16 protein-coding genes are annotated in these 16114 nt (G+C 61.7%); 5 read left to right on the top strand and 11 right to left on the bottom strand.

Annotated features, from left to right (window positions below; genetic code table 11):
* Positions 1 to 18: 18 nt before the first annotated feature.
* From lpxB to J7E24_RS03075, 4 genes are all read right to left on the bottom strand, one after another.
* Entirely contained in the window at positions 19 to 1140 is a 1122-nt protein-coding gene (gene lpxB / locus J7E24_RS03090) for a lipid-A-disaccharide synthase (protein WP_215135019.1), read from the bottom strand.
* Positions 1141 to 1267: 127 nt separating this feature from the next.
* Positions 1268 to 1687 carry a 6-pyruvoyl trahydropterin synthase family protein gene (locus J7E24_RS03085; protein WP_215135017.1) on the bottom strand — a complete coding sequence of 140 codons (420 nt, stop codon included), beginning with the start codon at positions 1685 to 1687 and terminating at the stop codon, positions 1268 to 1270.
* A 26-nt stretch (positions 1688 to 1713) separates the two neighbouring features.
* Positions 1714 to 2715, bottom strand: a complete 1002-nt coding sequence (locus J7E24_RS03080) for a FecCD family ABC transporter permease (RefSeq protein ID WP_215135015.1) — start codon at positions 2713 to 2715, stop codon at positions 1714 to 1716.
* Positions 2712 to 3644, bottom strand: coding sequence for an ABC transporter substrate-binding protein (locus J7E24_RS03075; RefSeq protein ID WP_215135013.1), 933 nt, complete (start codon positions 3642 to 3644; stop codon positions 2712 to 2714). Before J7E24_RS03075 ends, J7E24_RS03080 begins: the two co-directional genes overlap by 4 nt.
* A gap of 200 nt (positions 3645 to 3844) precedes the next feature.
* On the opposite strand from J7E24_RS03075, the gene rfaD reads away from it, so the two are divergent.
* Complete coding sequence (gene rfaD / locus J7E24_RS03070) at positions 3845 to 4810, top strand: ADP-glyceromanno-heptose 6-epimerase (protein ID WP_215135011.1); 966 nt, start codon at positions 3845 to 3847, stop codon at positions 4808 to 4810.
* 167 nt (positions 4811 to 4977) lie between these two features.
* Positions 4978 to 6390: an FAD/NAD(P)-binding protein gene (locus J7E24_RS03065; protein ID WP_215135009.1), complete on the top strand. Its 1413-nt coding sequence runs from the start codon at positions 4978 to 4980 to the stop codon at positions 6388 to 6390.
* 108 nt (positions 6391 to 6498) lie between these two features.
* Here the strand turns inward: J7E24_RS03065 and J7E24_RS03060 are convergent, their stop codons facing one another.
* The 4 genes from J7E24_RS03060 to J7E24_RS03045 all read right to left on the bottom strand — a co-directional run bounded on the left by J7E24_RS03060 (position 6499) and on the right by J7E24_RS03045 (position 9221).
* Complete coding sequence (locus J7E24_RS03060; protein WP_215135007.1) at positions 6499 to 6786, bottom strand: hypothetical protein; 288 nt, start codon at positions 6784 to 6786, stop codon at positions 6499 to 6501.
* A gap of 105 nt (positions 6787 to 6891) precedes the next feature.
* On the bottom strand, positions 6892 to 7902 hold the full coding sequence (locus J7E24_RS03055; protein ID WP_215135005.1) for a zinc-binding dehydrogenase: 1011 nt from the start codon (positions 7900 to 7902) through the stop codon (positions 6892 to 6894).
* Positions 7903 to 8000: 98 nt separating this feature from the next.
* Positions 8001 to 8399, bottom strand: a complete 399-nt coding sequence (locus J7E24_RS03050; protein WP_215135003.1) for a thiol-disulfide oxidoreductase DCC family protein — start codon at positions 8397 to 8399, stop codon at positions 8001 to 8003.
* A gap of 117 nt (positions 8400 to 8516) precedes the next feature.
* Entirely contained in the window at positions 8517 to 9221 is a 705-nt protein-coding gene (locus tag J7E24_RS03045; RefSeq protein ID WP_251046992.1) for a diphthine--ammonia ligase, read from the bottom strand.
* Between the two features lie 95 nt (positions 9222 to 9316).
* Between J7E24_RS03045 and J7E24_RS03040 the strand changes: the two genes are divergently transcribed.
* Positions 9317 to 9634, top strand: a complete 318-nt coding sequence (locus J7E24_RS03040) for a hypothetical protein (RefSeq protein ID WP_215135001.1) — start codon at positions 9317 to 9319, stop codon at positions 9632 to 9634.
* A gap of 146 nt (positions 9635 to 9780) precedes the next feature.
* Here the strand turns inward: J7E24_RS03040 and J7E24_RS03035 are convergent, their stop codons facing one another.
* Both J7E24_RS03035 and J7E24_RS03030 read right to left on the bottom strand, forming a co-directional pair.
* A complete protein-coding gene (locus J7E24_RS03035; RefSeq protein WP_215134999.1) occupies positions 9781 to 10290 on the bottom strand; it encodes a DUF4126 family protein in 510 nt (169 codons plus the stop codon).
* Positions 10291 to 10409: 119 nt separating this feature from the next.
* Positions 10410 to 12269, bottom strand: coding sequence for a DUF885 domain-containing protein (locus J7E24_RS03030; RefSeq protein WP_215134997.1), 1860 nt, complete (start codon positions 12267 to 12269; stop codon positions 10410 to 10412).
* Positions 12270 to 12500: 231 nt separating this feature from the next.
* On the opposite strand from J7E24_RS03030, the gene J7E24_RS03025 reads away from it, so the two are divergent.
* A complete protein-coding gene (locus J7E24_RS03025; protein ID WP_215134995.1) occupies positions 12501 to 13220 on the top strand; it encodes a 3-ketoacyl-ACP reductase in 720 nt (239 codons plus the stop codon).
* A 160-nt stretch (positions 13221 to 13380) separates the two neighbouring features.
* On the opposite strand, the gene J7E24_RS03020 is transcribed toward J7E24_RS03025, so the two are convergent.
* On the bottom strand, positions 13381 to 15129 hold the full coding sequence (locus J7E24_RS03020; protein ID WP_215134993.1) for an ABC transporter substrate-binding protein: 1749 nt from the start codon (positions 15127 to 15129) through the stop codon (positions 13381 to 13383).
* A gap of 140 nt (positions 15130 to 15269) precedes the next feature.
* Here J7E24_RS03020 and J7E24_RS03015 point away from each other — a divergent pair, with 140 nt between their 5' ends.
* On the top strand, positions 15270 to 16085 hold the full coding sequence (locus J7E24_RS03015) for a ParA family protein (RefSeq protein ID WP_215134991.1): 816 nt from the start codon (positions 15270 to 15272) through the stop codon (positions 16083 to 16085).
* Positions 16086 to 16114 lie beyond the last annotated feature (29 nt).

Genomic DNA, 16114 nt, shown 5'->3' with positions numbered 1-16114 from the left:
AGTATGGCAGCCGGACATTTAAGCCGTTTCTGACTCGCGCAGGTAGCCCACCATCAGGGCCGCCGCTTTTTCAGCCGATTTCTGCTGGCCCAGCTTCTCCCAGATTTCGGTGTAACCGGCTTTCTGTTGGGCAATAAACGCTTCGTCTTCGGTGATTTTCTTCAACTCGACTACGAGGTTGCGGGAGTTGAAATCGCCCTGGATAAGCTCCTTCACGACTTCGCGGCCCGCAATCAGGTTCACCAGCGAAATAAACGGCACCTTGATAACGGCCTTGCCAATGGCGTACGACACGGCGCTGGTACGGTAGCACACCACCTGCGGCACCCGGAACAGGGCCGTTTCGAGGGTGGCCGTGCCGCTGGTTACCAGCGCGGCCGTGGCGTGGGCCAACAGGTCGTAAGTCTGGTCGAAGAGGATGCGCACGTTGTTGCGCTCGAAGTGGGCGTAGTAGCCACGGTCGAGGTTGTCGACGCCGGCCACGATGAACTGGTAGTGCAGGAACGGCGGCAGAATGGCCAGCATCTCGTAGAGCATTTCCTCGATTTCCTGCTTGCGCGAGCCGGGCAGCACCGCAATAATGGGCCGCGCGGGGTCGAGCTGGTTGCGCAGGTAAAAATCGTCCGATTTCTGGTGCTCGCCCACGCTGTCGGCAATGGGGTTGCCGATGTAGTCAACTTTGTAATCGAAGCGCTGGTAGAATTCCTGTTCGAAGGGCAGAATCACGAACATGCGGTCGACTACCTTCTTCACCTGGTGCACGCGGCCCTGGTTCCAGGCCCAGATTTTGGGCGAGATGTAGTAGAACACCTTCAGGCCGGCCTCTTTGGCGAACTTGGCCACCCGCATATTGAAACCGGCGTAATCGACCAGAATCACCACGTCGGGCCGCCAAGCCAGCAAGTCCCGCTGGCACTCTTTCAGGTAACCGCGGAATTTGAGTACGCTGGTGGCGGCCTCCCAGAAGCCCATAATGGCCATTTCCTGATAATGGCGCACCATTTCGCCGCCCTCGGCCTGCATCAGGTCGCCGCCCCAGAAACGGAACTCGGCCTCGGGGTCCTGTTGGCGCAGCTCCTGCATCAGGCTGGCCGCGTGAAAATCCCCGGACCGCTCGCCTGCTATCAGGTAGTACTTCATGTGTTTAAATTAAACTTGGCCGTCATGCTGAGCAGCGCGAAGCATCTCGCGTGCTGACGTTGCCAAAGTAACTTGATTACGAACGGGCGAGATGCTTCGCACTGTTCGGCCTGACAGCTTCGGGGGGCTACTCTTCGCCGAAATACTCTACAAAGTTGCGGGGCGTTTCGTAGAGCTTGAGGGAGTGCAGGCGGGCCGCAGAAATAGCCTCGACTTCGGGGGCCAGAATTTTCCAGAAAGCCACCACCAGATTTTCGGTGCTGGCCAGCTGGCCCGCCATAAAGGGTACGTCGAGGTTCAGGTTTTTGTGGTCGACCTGGTCGATGACGTGGGTACGGATAAGTGTACTGAGCTCCTTGAGGTCGATGACAAAGCCCGTTTCCGGGTCGGGGCGGCCCTTGACCGTCACGATGAGGTCGTAGTTGTGGCCGTGCCAGTTGGTGTTGGCGCAGGGGCCGAATACTTCCTTGTTGCGCTCGTCGCTCCACTTGGGGTTGTGCAGCTTATGGGCGGCGTTGAAGTGTTCCTGGCGGCTGATGTAGATCATTACTAAGTTGTTGGAAGCGTAGTTTCCTAGGCTCCTTGTTTGCGCAGCAAATATACGAAGAACGGTACGCCGAACAGGGCCGTGACCAGGCCCACGGGCAGGCCGGCGGGCGGGTAGAGCAGCCGGGCCAGCAGGTCGCAGAGTACCAGAAAATTGCCCCCCAGCAACGCACAGAACAGCATATTGCCCTTGCCCACCGTGCCCAGCAGCCAGCGCGTGATGTGCGGAATCACCAGGCCCACGAATCCAATGGGGCCGCAAAGCGCCACTACGGCCCCGGTGAGGCCCGAGGCAATGAGCAGCAGCAGCCAGCGCGTTTGGGCCACCGGCAGGCCCAGCGCCGTGGCCCGCTCCTCGCCCAGCAGCAGCAGGTTCAGGCGGGGCCGCAGCAGCGCCAGCCCCCCCAGCCCCAGCCCCACGGCAGCGGCCGGGTAGGGCAGCGTGGCCCAGCTGGCGCGCTCGAACCCGCCCAACGACCAGAACGTGATGGTGCGCAGCTTTTCTTCGGTGGCGGCCAGAAACGTGAGCAGCCCGCCCACCGACGTTACCAACGAGCCCATGGCCACGCCCGCCAGCAGCAGTAGCGTGGGCACTACCCGCCCCCGCCGGCTGCCAATTACCACCACCACCAGCGTAACGCCCAGCGCCCCCAGCAACGCCGCCAGCGGGGGCGCGTAGAGGCCGAATATTGTCAGGCCGGGCAGAAACAGAAACGTGAGGCTGGCGCCCAACGCTCCCCCCGAAGCCGTACCGAGCAAGTAGGGGTCGGCCAGCGGATTGTTTACCATGGCCTGCATTACGTAGCCACTCAGGGCCAGCCCGGCCCCCGCGAGCAGTGCCAGCAGCAGCCGCGGCAGCCGCAACTCAATGAGCACCAGCTGGGCCGGGTCGCGTGGGTCGTAGTGCAGCAACGCCCGGGCAATCAGGGCGTAGTCGGTTTCATAGCTACCCACCCGCAGGCCCACGGCCAGCAGGGCCGCTGTCAGCAGCAGGCTGGCCAGAATAAAGGGCAGCGCGGGACGGCTCATAGCGCGGGCGGTGCCCAAATGAGCCGCCGTAGGTTCCGAACGCCCTCTACTATCCGGGGGCCGGGGCGCGACATCAGGTCGTCGGTGGTGTCGTAAATGCGGCGGGTCTGGTAGGCTTTGATGCGCTTGAGCTCGGGGTAGAGCCGGAAAAAGGTGCTGTCGAGCTTGCCGAAGGAGCCGCCGAGCAGCATGTCGGGATTCAGCTTGAGAATGTACTCGCGGGTGAGGGCTGGGTAGGGCTGGGCAAACTTTTCTACCACGGCATTCTGCCCGCCAGCCAGCCAGATTTTATCGGTAAAGAGCGTATTCTGGCCGTACACGTAAATCGGGTCGGTCCAGGTAATGGCCAGCACGGCTGGGGCCGACGAAGGCTCGGGCAACGCCTGCAGCACCTGAAGCTCAGCCCGCAACGAATCGACCAGCTGCCGGGCCTGGGGCACGCGGCCCAGGATGCGGCCCAAATCGGTGAGGCCCCGGAAAATATCTTCCACCTTTTCGTACTGCTGGTAATAAACCGGAATACCCAGCTCCTGCAGGCGTTGGGCGTCGGCCTCGGAAGTGATGCCAGTGGTGGTGAACACCACATCGGGCTTGAGGGCTACCAGGCGCTCCAGGTCGAGCGGGTAGCTGTTGATGATGGGCTTGGAAAGGGCCGCGGCCGGATAGTCGCAGACCTGGGTGCGGGCCACGATAGTAGCCGTATCGGCCACGGCGTACAGCATTTCGGTCATGGAAGCCGCCAGGGCCATAATGCGGCGCGGGTGGGCCGGTACGGTCAGGGTCCGGCCCAAATCGTCGCGCAGCTGCTGGGGCGCGGCGGCGGCTTCGGGTGCGGCAGTGGTTTCGGGCGTATCGGGGCGGCAGGCGGCCAGCAGCAGCAGGAGCGGCAGGCTGCGCCCGAGCAGGCGGGCAACAGATAAACGGGGCATGCGCGCAAAGGTAACCGGCCGAAAGCATGGCCGAACTGTTATGGTCACAATCTGCGTATCAGGTGGCCAGGGAGGATGCTGCGCACTGGCTGGCGGCACAGTTCGTATCAGGAGTGCTCAGCCTATTATATCGCCCAACCCCACCGGTTGCCGGCCGTTCGCGGGCGGCTGGTTACTTTTGAATCTAAACTCTCTGCCTTATGATCGTCGTCACCGGAGCTGCCGGCTTTATTGCCAGTGCCCTCGTCGCCCGCCTCAACGCCGCCAATTTCAACGAAATTGTGGTGGTCGATAACTTCACTAACGAGCGGAAACTGCTCAACCTCTCGGGCAAACACCTGACCGAGTACGTAGACCGCGAGCAGTTTTTTCCCTGGCTCGATGAGCACCACGCCGAAGTGGAGTTCATTTTCCATCTCGGGGCCCGCACCGACACCACCGAAACCAACCGCGACCTGCTCAACATCCTCAACCTGGAGTACTCGAAGCAGATGTGGCAGGCCTGCTGCCGCTACCAGCTGCCGCTGGTGTACGCCTCGTCGGCGGCCACCTACGGCTCGGGCACGCTGGGCTACTCCGACGACGACGTACTGCTGCCGCTGCTGCGCCCGCTCAACCCCTACGGCGAGTCGAAGAACGACTTTGATAACTGGGCCGTGCAGCAGCCCGAAAAGCCGTTTTTCTGGGCCGGCCTGAAATTTTTCAACGTGTATGGCCCCAATGAGTACCACAAGGGCCGCATGGCTTCCGTTATTCTGCACGCCTTCCGCCAGATTCAGGAAACGGGCTCGATGACGCTGTTTCGCTCGCACAACCCCGATTTCGCCGACGGCGAGCAGCAGCGCGACTTCGTGTACGTGAAAGATGTGGTGGATGTGTGCATGTTTCTGATGCAGACCCGCCGCGCCTCGGGCATCTACAACCTGGGCACCGGCGAGGCCCGCACCTTCCTCGACCTGACGCTGAGCACCTTCGCCGCCCTCGACCGCACGGCCGACATCCATTTCCGCGACACGCCCGAAGACATCCGCGACACTTACCAATACTTCACACAGGCCGACATGAGCAAGCTGCGCGGCATCGGCTACGAGCGGCCCTTTACGCGCCTCGAAGACGGCATCAACGACTACGTACGCAACTACCTGGTGCCCGGCGCCTATTATTAACAGCTGTTACGCAGCTATAGCACGACGTAGGGGCGGGGCTTGTCCCCGCCCCTACGTCTTTCAACTGATTTCGTTCAGCGACGGGCAATAAGTATAGGATAGTAGATATTTTTTTTAGCTCACAGTCCGGCAAGAACACTATCTTAAAGCTCCCAACCTATCAGCCTATGCAGCGCAGGAGCATTACGATCATCGGTGGCGGATTCTCGGGCTCGATGCTGGCCGTGCAGTTGGCCCGGCTGGCGGGGCAGCCTTTTCAGTGCGATGTGCATCTGGTAGAGCCCCGCCCGGCGCCGGGGCCGGGGCTGGCCTATACTGCGCGCCGGTCGGAATACCTGCTGAACGTGCCCGCCAAAGCCTTGAGCGCGTTTCCGGAGGAGCCCGACCATTTCCAGAACTGGCTGCGCGTTACCGGGGCCGAGCAGGACTGCCAGGCGAGCTTCTGTACCCGCCAGAGTTATGGCCGTTACCTCCAGCAGCTGGTGGGCCAGGTGCTGGAGTGGCCGTCGATGAATGGTATGAACTGCCAATGGCACAACTCATCGGCGCTCAGCGTGGAGCCCAACCCCGATGGGTGCGGGGCTGTGGTACGGCTGCGCAATGGCGAGCTTATCCGCTCCGACTTGGTGGTATTGGCGCTGGGCAACTTCCCGCCCGCCCCACCTACTCCCCTGCCCCACAACTACCTCAGCCACCCCGCCTACCATGGCAGCCCCTGGACCTCCCGGACACTATTGGGCATTAAGCCCACTGATAACGTACTGCTGCTCGGCTCGGGCCTGACGGCCGTCGATGTGCTGCTGGGCCTGCGGGCCGATGGCCATCAGGGCCGCCTGACGGTGGTTTCGCAGCACGGCCGCTGGCCCGCCGCTGCCGTGCCCGGTGCTCCGGCTTACCCCAGTTTCTGGGCCACCGAGCTAGCCGGCCTGAGCAGCGTGGGGGCCGTGCTGCGGGTGGTGCGCCGGCACGTAGCCGCCGCCCAGGCCCAGGGTCTCCCCTGGCAACCCGTCCTCGACTCACTCCGGCCCGACTTGCCACGTATCTGGGCCAGTTGGCCGCTGGCCGAACAGGCGCGCTTTTTGCGCCATCTGGCCGGTATCTGGTCGGTACTGCGCCACCGTAGCCCTCCCGGCAACGCCGAAATCATTACAGATCTACTGGCTTCGGGCCGGGTACAGCAGCTGCGAGGACGGGCGCGCGAAATTGTGCCCGCCGCCGACGACTTGCTGATAACCATAAGCCGCACTGGCCAACCCGACCAACAGCTCACGGCCCAGCACGTCATCACCTGTACCGGCCCGTTGCTCGATTACCGCCGCATTCAGGAGCCGTTGGTGGTGCAGCTACGCGAAACCGGCCAGCTGGTGCCCGACCCGCTGGGTTTAGGGATGCTGACTGATGCCGACGGCGCGTTGCTCGACACCTCCGGTCAGGCCTCCGGCATCCTGTTCACGCTCGGCCCCAGCCGCCGCCCCGCCTACTTCGAATCGACGGCCGTGCCCGAACTGCGCGCCCAGGCCGTAACCATGGCCCGCCTGCTGGGCCAGCGGCTGCGCCAGCTAGAGGGCGCCGAGGTGTAGCAGAATCCTTGTTTCCGCAGCCTGCAAAAAGCCCCGCTTTCCGATACCGGGAGCGGGGCTTTTTGCAGGATGAGATGCCGATAATAGCGCTGTAAGTGGATAGCTTGCTTAAGCTGCCTGCTCGTTGGGCGGGTACAGCGGCAGCACGCGGGTATCGGTGCCGGGCTCAGGAAAAGGCAGCACGGGCAACTCGGGGTACTGCTGCGCTACAATTGGGGCGCTACGGCGAAGGGCCCGCATAAGCAGATACTTATACCGCTCGGCATCGGCCAGCGCAGCTTCCACAGCCTGCAGGGCATCGGTGTAGGCCACTACCGGCACCGATTCGGCGGTTTCACCGGTTGGGTAGGTGAGCTCAAAAACAGGACAGGCGAGGTATTCAGCGGGCATCTTCATAGGGCAGAAAACTTCGTAGTTAGCGGATATAAAACTAACCAAATTAGCAGCTATTTAATTCCGTTTCATAGACGAAATTTTCTGCTTTAAAGATGCATTCAGCGCTTACTTTTCAGCCTTTATTTTTAGCACGATCTTGCCAAACTGCACGCCTTCATCCATGCGACGCAGAGCCTGCTCGCCTTCGGCCAGCGCGAAGGTTTCATCAACTACCGGCACCAGCTTGTGCTGCTCCACGAAGTCCACCATATCGGCAAAGTCCTGCTCGGTGCCCATGGTAGTACCCAACAGTGAAAGTTGCTTCCAGAACACCTTGCGGGCGGCCATGTCGGGCACGTCGCCCTGGGTAGCGCCATAGAACACGATGCGCCCCCCGGGCGCGGCGGCGTCAATCAGGTCGTTGAACCCGGGACCGGCCGCGCTATCGATGATGAGGTCGAAGCCACCGCCGGCCTGCTTGCTGAGTGCGGCAGGCCACTTTTCGGTTTTATAGCTGATGCCGCCTTTGGCACCCAGCGCCACGGCCCGGGCAATCTTCTCTTCCGAGCCGGACGTCACCCAGACTTCGGCGCCGGCGGCCAGCACCATTTGCAGCGCCAGCAGCGCCACGCCGCCCCCCACACCGCTGATGAGCACCCGCTCGCCGGCCTGCACCTGCCCGCGTGTAAAGGCGGCCCGGTAAGCCGTGAGGCCGCCCAACGGCAGCGCGGCGGCCTGCTCGAAGCTCAGGTGAGCCGGCTTGGCCCGCACGGCCGCAGCCGGCACGCACACGTACTCGGCGAAGGTACCGTCGGCGGGCAGCCCCAGAATCTGGAAGTCGCGGCCCTGGGCGCGGGGGTCGGTGCCCCAGCCCTGGCCCGCGTTAATGAGCACGGCCTGGTGCAGCAGGCCTGCGGGTGCGCCCTCGCCAAGGGCCGCAACCGTGCCGGCCCCATCAGAGCCGAGGATAATGGGAAACTTCAGGCCGGCGTACTGGCCCTTCTGAATCCAGACGTCGCGGTGGTTAAGAGCGGCGGTGTGCAGTTGCACCAGCACCAGCCCGGCTGCGGGCACGGGCGTAGGTGCCTCCTGCAACTTCAGGGGCTGATCAATACCGGAAAGAACGAGAGCTTGCATTTAGTTGGTGGTTGGTGGTTGGTGGTTAATGGAAATACGAACGTCATGCTGAGCGGAGTGCAACGAAGCCGAAGCATGACGTTCTTCCTGTTCTCTACCTACAGAAAGCGGCTTTGGAGCTCGGGGGTGGGCAGCCAGCAGCTTTCCTGGCGGCCGAACCAGCGGTAGCGGTGGCGGGCAATAAGGCGGTACACGGCGTCGCGCAGGGGGCGCGGAAACCAGCGCCCGGCCCGGGCCAGTGCCGCCCAGCGCCCGCCTAACCGGGCCATAATGCCCAGTGCCGCCGCCGAGTGTGTATACGCCTGCCCATCGGCCAGCAGCACCACCGAGTCGGGCTCGGGGGGCGCGGGCAGCTGGTGGGCCCGCAGCAGCTCCTGGCCCGCCGCCGACTGCAGGGCGGCAAACCGGAACTGCCCGGCGGCATCGTTCCGGATGATAAACTGCACAAACCCGTTGCACAGGTTGCAAACACCATCAAAGAGAATAACAGGAGCCATGGTTTTACGCTGATTGAACGTCATTCAGAGCGTAGCGAAGAATCTCGTTTGCAGTAGTTGAACGATTAACGTCGAATGACTCACGCGAGATTCTTCGCTACGCTCTGAATGACGTGCTTATTCTACCAACAACAAATCTTGGAACCAAAAGGCGGTTTCGGTGGTGCCACTGCCGGCCGGAGCCGGATACGTGCGGCGCACCAGCTCGCCGCGCTGCACCGCAATCGGGCTACTGAAATAGGGCGCATCATACACGAAGCTATGGTACTCGCCGTTTTCGCCACACGCGTCGATGCCGGAGGGCAGGTCGCGCAAAAAACCAGCGTCCAGCTCGCGGCCGCAGAAGCTGCGGTCGAGGTGCTGCTCGTTTACGCACACCACTATGGCCCGGAAACCCAGCGCCAGAAACTCGGCCAGCAGCTCGGCGTTGGGCCGCTGCCAGAGCGGGAAAACGGCTTCCAGGCCCACAGCGGCCAACTGCTGTTCGCGGTAGCGGCGCAAATCTTCCAGATGAATATCACCAAACACCGACCGCGCCACGCCCCGGGCCCGTAGCGGCGCCAGCGTGGCGCGCATTAGCTGCTCGTACCCGGCCATGTCGGGGCTTTCGGGTAGCCGTAGCTGCGTTAGGGGCAGGCCAATGCGCTGGGCCTGGGCTTCGAGCAGCGCCACCCGCACGCCGTGCATCGATACGCGGCCATGGTGGGCGTTTACGCTGGTGAGCAGGTCGGTCACATGCAGGGCGTGGTCGCGCAGGGCGTGGTAGAGCGCCAGGGCCGAATCTTTGCCCCCACTCCAGTTCATCAGCGTTGGAATAGCCATAGGGCGAAGGTACAACGCGACGCAACCCCACCCCTGTCCGGCACGTTTGCCCGATGAAGCTACTTCCGAACTTTCCTCCTCTGACCTCTCTACCTATGAACCGTACCTATTCCCTATGCCTGATGGCCGCCCTCACCCTGGGCCTCACCACCGCCTGTGACTATGATAAAGGCCCCGGCAAAGAGCCGCAATTCAGCCAGGATTTCACCAAAGGCCCGGAAGCCACTGCCGCCGATACCGACCTCGACAGCGTAAGCCAGAGCCAGGATGCCTACACGCCCATCGGCAAAGGCTCGGCCGCCGACCAGAAAACGTCGGTTGATGCGGCTATGGATGCTAACCCGGGCACTTCGCCCATCACCTCCATGCCCGAATCCAACTCCGAAGTGAAGGCCACCACCCGCGAAAACTAACCCCGGCTCCGGCCGCATCTGCCTACCGGATTAGTCCGGCCTTTGCCCTACTATCTTCCTCCTTCCTCTTCAAGCACAATGCCCCGCCGGATTATCCGGCGGGGCATTGTGCTTATTGGTCGGCATGTCGCGTTTTGGCGCCCGACTTACAAGTTCCAGGCGCGGGGCTGGGGCTTGCCTACGTCGGTGCCCTTGGTGAGGGCCAAGCCCGAGCCCACCGTTAGCAAATCCTCGAAGCCGCCTACCAGCCCGCCCGGCAGGCCCGATTCGATGGTGGCCTGCTTGCGCATAAAGAAGCTAAGGTAACTACCAGCTACAGCGGCCAGCACGCCCAACACGGCCCCATTCAGGGCTTTGTCGTGGTTGATGCGGAAAATGGCGGCCCCAACCAGCGCCCCCGAAGCGGCCCGTCCCAGCAGGGCAGTGGGCGCAATCCGGTCGGGCATCTGGGGCAGCTTGTCGCCCACCATTTCAACGGCGGCCAGCAGCTTAAGGCCCTGGGCCACCCACGGTTTCTGCAAGTAGCGCAGCGGCGAGCCGGCCAGCGTGCTCGGGTGATAACCAAGCAGGTTGCTGCTAAGTAGCGCCGGGGCCGTCATGCTCCGGAAGCCGGCCAGCGTACCCAGCCCGATAGTTTGCCATTGATAGTTCGTCATGATAAAAGGCAGATTGTTGGAAAAGCAAGGAGCCTTTTCTAACGGCGGCAAGGACGCTGTTGTTTTGCGGGGGTAGGAAAGTAAGAAATAAGGAGCTTGTCATTCTGAGCAGCGGCTGCTTACTTCTCGTTAGCGGCCCAGGTGTCCATTTTACGCTCCAGCACGGCCAGCGGCATCACCCCATCGCGCAGCAGCTCGTCGTGGAAGTCGCTGATTTTGAAGTGGGGACGATTCTGGCCGGCGTATTGCTCGCGCAGGCGGTTGGTATTGCCGCCCAGCTGCTGCTCGTATTTCTGGCGTAGCTCCCGCAGCTTAAGGGCGCCTATTTTGTAGCTCAATGCCTGCCCCGGAATGGCCATGTAGCGCTCAACCTCGGCCGTAGCGCCCTCCTCACTGATGGCTTCGTTGGCCATCATGTACCCAATAGCCTGCTCGCGGGTCATGTTTTTGGTGTGCATGGCTACATCAACTACCAGGCGTACGGCGCGGTGCATTTCGTCGCCGAGGGCCCCCATGTACTGGTAGGGGTCGGTGTAAAGGCCCAATTCCTTGCCCAGGCTTTCGGTGTACAGCGCCCAGCCTTCGCCCATGGCACCATACCAGGCAAAGCGCCGGAACTTGGGCAGCTCGGTATTCTCCTGCTGCAAGGAAATCTGGTAGTGATGGCCCGGAATGGCTTCGTGCAGAAACAGCGACTCCATGCCCGAAGTGACGTTGAACTTGGTGGCGTCGAGAATAGGCAGGTAGAACACGCCGGGGCGCGAGCCGTCGGGGGAGCCCTGGTTGTACTCAGCGGAGGCAGAGGCGGCGCGGAACTCCTCGGTCTGGCGAATTTCAAACGGCGTTTTGGGTACCCGACTGAACATTTTCTTCAGGTTGGGCTCCATTTTGGCCTGAATAGCCCGGAACCCGTCCAACACTTCCTCAGGCGTTTTGTAGGGCATCAGCTCGGGGTTGGTTTTCAGGCTCTCGAAAAAAGCCTTCAGGTCGCCCTTAAAGCCGACCTGTGTCTTCACCTGCTCCATCTCGCCCCGAATGCGGGCCACTTCCTGCAGGCCGGTCTGGTAGATTTGCTCCGGCGTTTTATCGGTGGTCGTCCAGGTTTTTACGTGGTAGCGGTACATTTCCGGGCCGCCCGGAATGGCCGAAATGCCGGTGCTTTTGCGGGCTTTGGGCAGGTACTCGGTTTCGAGGAAGTCGCCGAGCTTTTTGTAGGCCGGCACCAGCTCCATGAGAATGGCCGTTTGGTAGGCCGCCGTGAGGCGCTGCTTGTCGGCGTCGGGCAGGTTGGCGGGCAGCTTATTGATGGGACCGTAGAACAGGCTTTTGGTCGGGTCCTTGGTTTCCATGGCCCGCATCTGCGGAATCATCTTCTGCACCAGCGCCCGCGGCAGCACCACACCGGCCGCCATGCCCTGCCGGAAGTTGGCAATGGCCGTATCGGTCCAGGCCGTGAAACCGTGTACGCGGCCCAGCCAATTGTCGTAATCCTGCACGGTTTTAAACGGCTGCACGCCCTCGCCCGAGCCGTACTGCCCCATGCTCAAGGGCAGGCCCCAGAACTGCTGGAAGGGCATCATCCAAGTATTCAGCTTCAGGCCTTCGAGCTTGTTCTGCAGGTCGTATTCGAGAATATCGTAACTCGTTTTGTCGTTCACCGACAGCTTTTCGCGCTTGAACTGGTGCAGGCCGTCGAGGTACTTCTGGTAGAAGGCGCGTAGCTGCTCACGAAACGCGCGAGTGCCGTCGTTGGGCAGCTGGTTGTTGAAACGGTTGTCGCCCTGGGTGGTGGCATCGAGCGGAAACAGCCGGGAGTTTTCTTCCCAGTAATGCGCAAACAGCTGGTCGATGTCCTTTACATTTTTCAGGTTGGGCGCGGTGTAGGCTGCGTTTTCGTCGGTGGCGGGTTGCTGTTGGTTGCAGCCGGTTAGCAGGGCGGCGGCCAGCAGGCCAGTGAGGGCAATGTGCAAGTGCTTCATAGAACCACGAATCAACATGGGGTTGGAAATTTCACAATGATGGAGGCCCGCCACGGCCCGAAAATGATGGCGCATTGCAGGCGGGCGGGCCAGCGCGAGCCACTACAGAGCCTGCGGCGGCAAGGTAAGCACGTTTTGCAAGCCCAACTATGGGCCAGCCGCGAGCCAGAGACTCAACTTTTGCCTGGCAGCCGGGTTATAGTTACTTCATCCAATCCAACCGCAGAAATTATGGAAGACTTAACCGGCAAAACGGCCCTCGTAACGGGCGCAGGCAAAGGTATCGGCCGCGCTATTGCCCTGGCCCTGGCCCAGCAAGGGGTGCGCGTGGCCCTGCTGGCCCGCACCGCCACCGACCTGCAAGCCGTAGCCCAGGAAATTGAAGCTGCCGGTGGCCCCGCCGCCGTAGTCGTAACCGCTGATGTGGCCGACCGCTCCGCCGTAGATGCCGCCGTGGCCCAGGCCCTGGAGCAACTCGGAAGCATCGACATCCTCATCAACAACGCCGGTATCGGCACGTTTGGCAAGTTCATGGATATGGAGCCCACCGACTGGGAGCACATTATCCAGGTGAACTTACTGGGCACCTACTACGTGACGCGCGCTGTGCTACCCCAGATGCAGGAGCGCCAGTCCGGCGACATTATCAACGTGGCCTCTACCTCGGGCCTGCGGGCCTCGGCGGGCTCCAGCGCCTACAGCGCCTCCAAGTTCGGGATGATGGGCCTCACCGAAGCCCTCATGCAGGAAGTGCGCAAGCAGAACATCCGGGTATCGGCCCTCACACCCAGCACCGTAGCCACCGAGCTGGCCACCACCAACAACCTCACCGACGGCAACCCCGAAAAGGTTATGCAGCCCGAAGACCTGGCCGAAATCGTTATCAGCCAGTTGCGCCTCAACCGCCGCATCTTCATCAAGGAAGCCAGCATGTGGAGCACGAATCCCTAGCGGGATAATTAAGAATTAATAATTAGCAATTAAGAATTTCGCCCTGTCATCCTGAGCGGAGCGAAGGACCTTATCACGCAAGAACGGCCGTAACAACGGCTTGTTTTAACGTGGCAAAGTCCCTCGCAAGCTCAGGACGGCAGGGCGAAATTCCTAATTCCTAATTCTTAATTACTTTTTCCAGTACCAGCTGGTTCATGGGGTTGGGCGTGAGGCCCTGCACATTGTTCTGGGTCAGGCGCACTACTTCGTCGTAGTACACCGAAATAACCGGGCACTCGGCCACGATGATGCGGTCCATCTGCTGGTAGAGGGCGTAGCGTTTGGCATCGTTTTGTTCGAGCTTGGCCTGCTGGTAGAGGCGGTCGTAGGCGGCGCTTTTGAAGTGGGTTTTGTTGGGGCCGGCGGGTGCGAAATTAGGGCTGTAGAACAGGGCCAGGTAGTTCTCGGCATCGGGGTAGTCGCCGAGCCAGCTGCGGGTGAAGAAGGCGGCGCGACCGTTGTCAATCAGCTCACCGTGCGCGGCGCCCTGGTTCACGTCAATTTCGACCAGTACGCCCACCTCGGCCCACTTTTTCTGGTAGTACTCGCATAGCTCCTTGGTTTCGGCCACTGTGTTGAGGCGCAGGCGCAGCGGCTTGCCCGGCCCGTAGCCGGCCGCCGCCAACAATTGCCGTGCCTTGGCTAGCTGGTAGCTGTAGCCCGGCACCTTGGCGGCGCTAAACGACGGCAGCGAGGCCGGCACGAAGCCCGAATTACCCGGCCGGCCCACGTTGTTGAGGAAGTACGCCAGCAGCTCGGGCTTGTTGAGGGCATAGTTGAGCGCCTGCCGCACGCGCTTATCCTGCAGGGCGCGGCCGGTGGTCAGGTTGTCGCCGCGCAGGTTGGTCAGGTCCTGCTGCATGCCGATGTACTCGGTGTTCAGGTAGGGCACTTTCTGCAGCTGGAACTTGCCCTGGAAATCTTCGCGCACCTCACCGTCGGGGTACATAATCAGGTCGCGCGAGCCACTGCGGATGCCGCTCAAGAAATCGAGCTTGCCCTGCATGAAGGTCAGGAACTCGGTTTTGCGGTCCTGGATGAACGTAATCTGCACCGCGTCGAGGTAGGGCAGCTGCTTGCCCTGCGCGTCTTTCTTCCAGTAGTTGGGGTTGCGGTGGTAGATGATGGCGTTGCCCTCGTCCCACTCTTTGAACATAAACGGCCCGGTGCCCACCGGATGCGCCCGGAAGTCCTTGCCCCACTTCTGCACGGCCTCCCGGGGCACTACGTAGGCGTACGGCATCGTGAGAATACCCAGAAACGGAATAAATGGCTCTTTCAGGTGAATGCGCAGCGTCGAGTCGTTCACGGCCACGAAGCAGGTATCCGACGGCTCGCCGCCGGCCTGCTCCAGTACCTTGCCCCGAAAAATCCAGCCGCCGGGGCTGGCCGTGGCCCCGTCGAGCAGTCGTTTAAACGAGTACACGAAATCCTGGGCCGTTACACGGCGGCCTTTGCCGCCCGCAAACACGTCGGCATCGTGGAAGCGGGCCCCGGGCCGCAGCCAGAAGGTATAGGTGGTGCCTTCGGGCGAAATGCGGTAGCGTCGGGCCAGGCTGGGGCCGGGGCGCAGGCTGTCGTCGAGTTCCACTAAGCCGTTGTAGAGCTGGGTGGTGGCCCAGGTGTTGGCCTGGTTGCGGGCAAAGGCCGGGTCGAGTGAGGTGAGGCTTTCGGGCTGGTTGTAGCGGAACACCCGGCGCGCATCCGTGGGTGCTGCCGAATCGGTGCAGGCCGCCAGCCCCATTATCGCCAACAGGGCCAGTAGCAGCGGCAGGCGCCGTTGCACCCGCCCGAACAGCCGTGGCGCTAGCAGTTGAAAACGCACAAATCCCGCGGTGCGGGGCAGAATTGGAAGCAGGGGAACCATGAAACCGTGTATATTTGCCAAAGGTATCTTCCCGGCCGGGATTTGCTTCCGCACCACTTCGGGGCGATGCGCCAGCCCGGCCGCCACCTGAACTAAGCTAACAGCTAGCAGCCATCAGCTAACAGCTTCATTCCGACCTCATGGGCAAAATCATTGCCGTAGCCAATCAGAAAGGCGGCGTGGGCAAAACCACCTCGTCAATCAACCTGGCCGCCTCGCTGGCGGCGCTGGAGTACCGCACCCTGCTCGTCGATGCCGACCCGCAGGCCAACGCCACTTCCGGCGTGGGCTTCGACCCGAAGGATATCGAGAACAGTATCTATGAGTGCATGGTCGACGGCATCAATGCCCAAGACATCATCCTGCAAACCAACGTGCTGCCCCACCTCGACCTGATGCCCTCCCACATCGATCTGGTGGGCGCCGAGGTGGAAATGATCAACCTGCCCAACCGGGAGGAGAAGATGAAGGACGCCCTGCGCCCGCTGGCCGACCTCTATGACTTCATCATCATCGACTGCTCGCCCTCGCTGGGTTTGATTACAGTAAACGCCCTCACGGCCGCCCACTCGGTTATCATTCCGGTGCAGTGCGAGTATTTCGCTCTGGAGGGCTTGGGCAAGTTGCTCAACACCGTCAAAATCATTCAGAGCCGCCTGAACGAGGAGCTGGAAATCGAGGGCATCCTGCTCACGATGTACGACGTGCGTCTGCGTCTGAGCAACCAGGTGGTCGAGGAGGTGAAGCTACACTTCCAGCAGCTGGTGTTCGACACCATCATCCCGCGCAACGTGAAGCTGAGCGAGTCGCCCAGCTTCGGCATCCCCGTCATCCTGCACGACGCCGAGAGCAAGGGCAGCATCAGCTACCTCAACCTGGCCCGCGAAATCGTGGAAAAGAACATTGAGGTCCTAAACGGCACCGGCAACGAGGAGCCGGAAGACGCCGCGGCATAGGAAACGCATGAGTTGTAGGGGCGGGGCTT

This window comes from Hymenobacter sp. ISL-91, assembly GCF_018613725.1.
In the GTDB taxonomy this organism is placed as follows: Bacteria; Bacteroidota; Bacteroidia; order Cytophagales; family Hymenobacteraceae; genus Hymenobacter.
The sequence above is the reverse complement of the archived record's forward strand: the minus strand, read 5'-3'. Positions and strand labels throughout refer to the sequence as shown.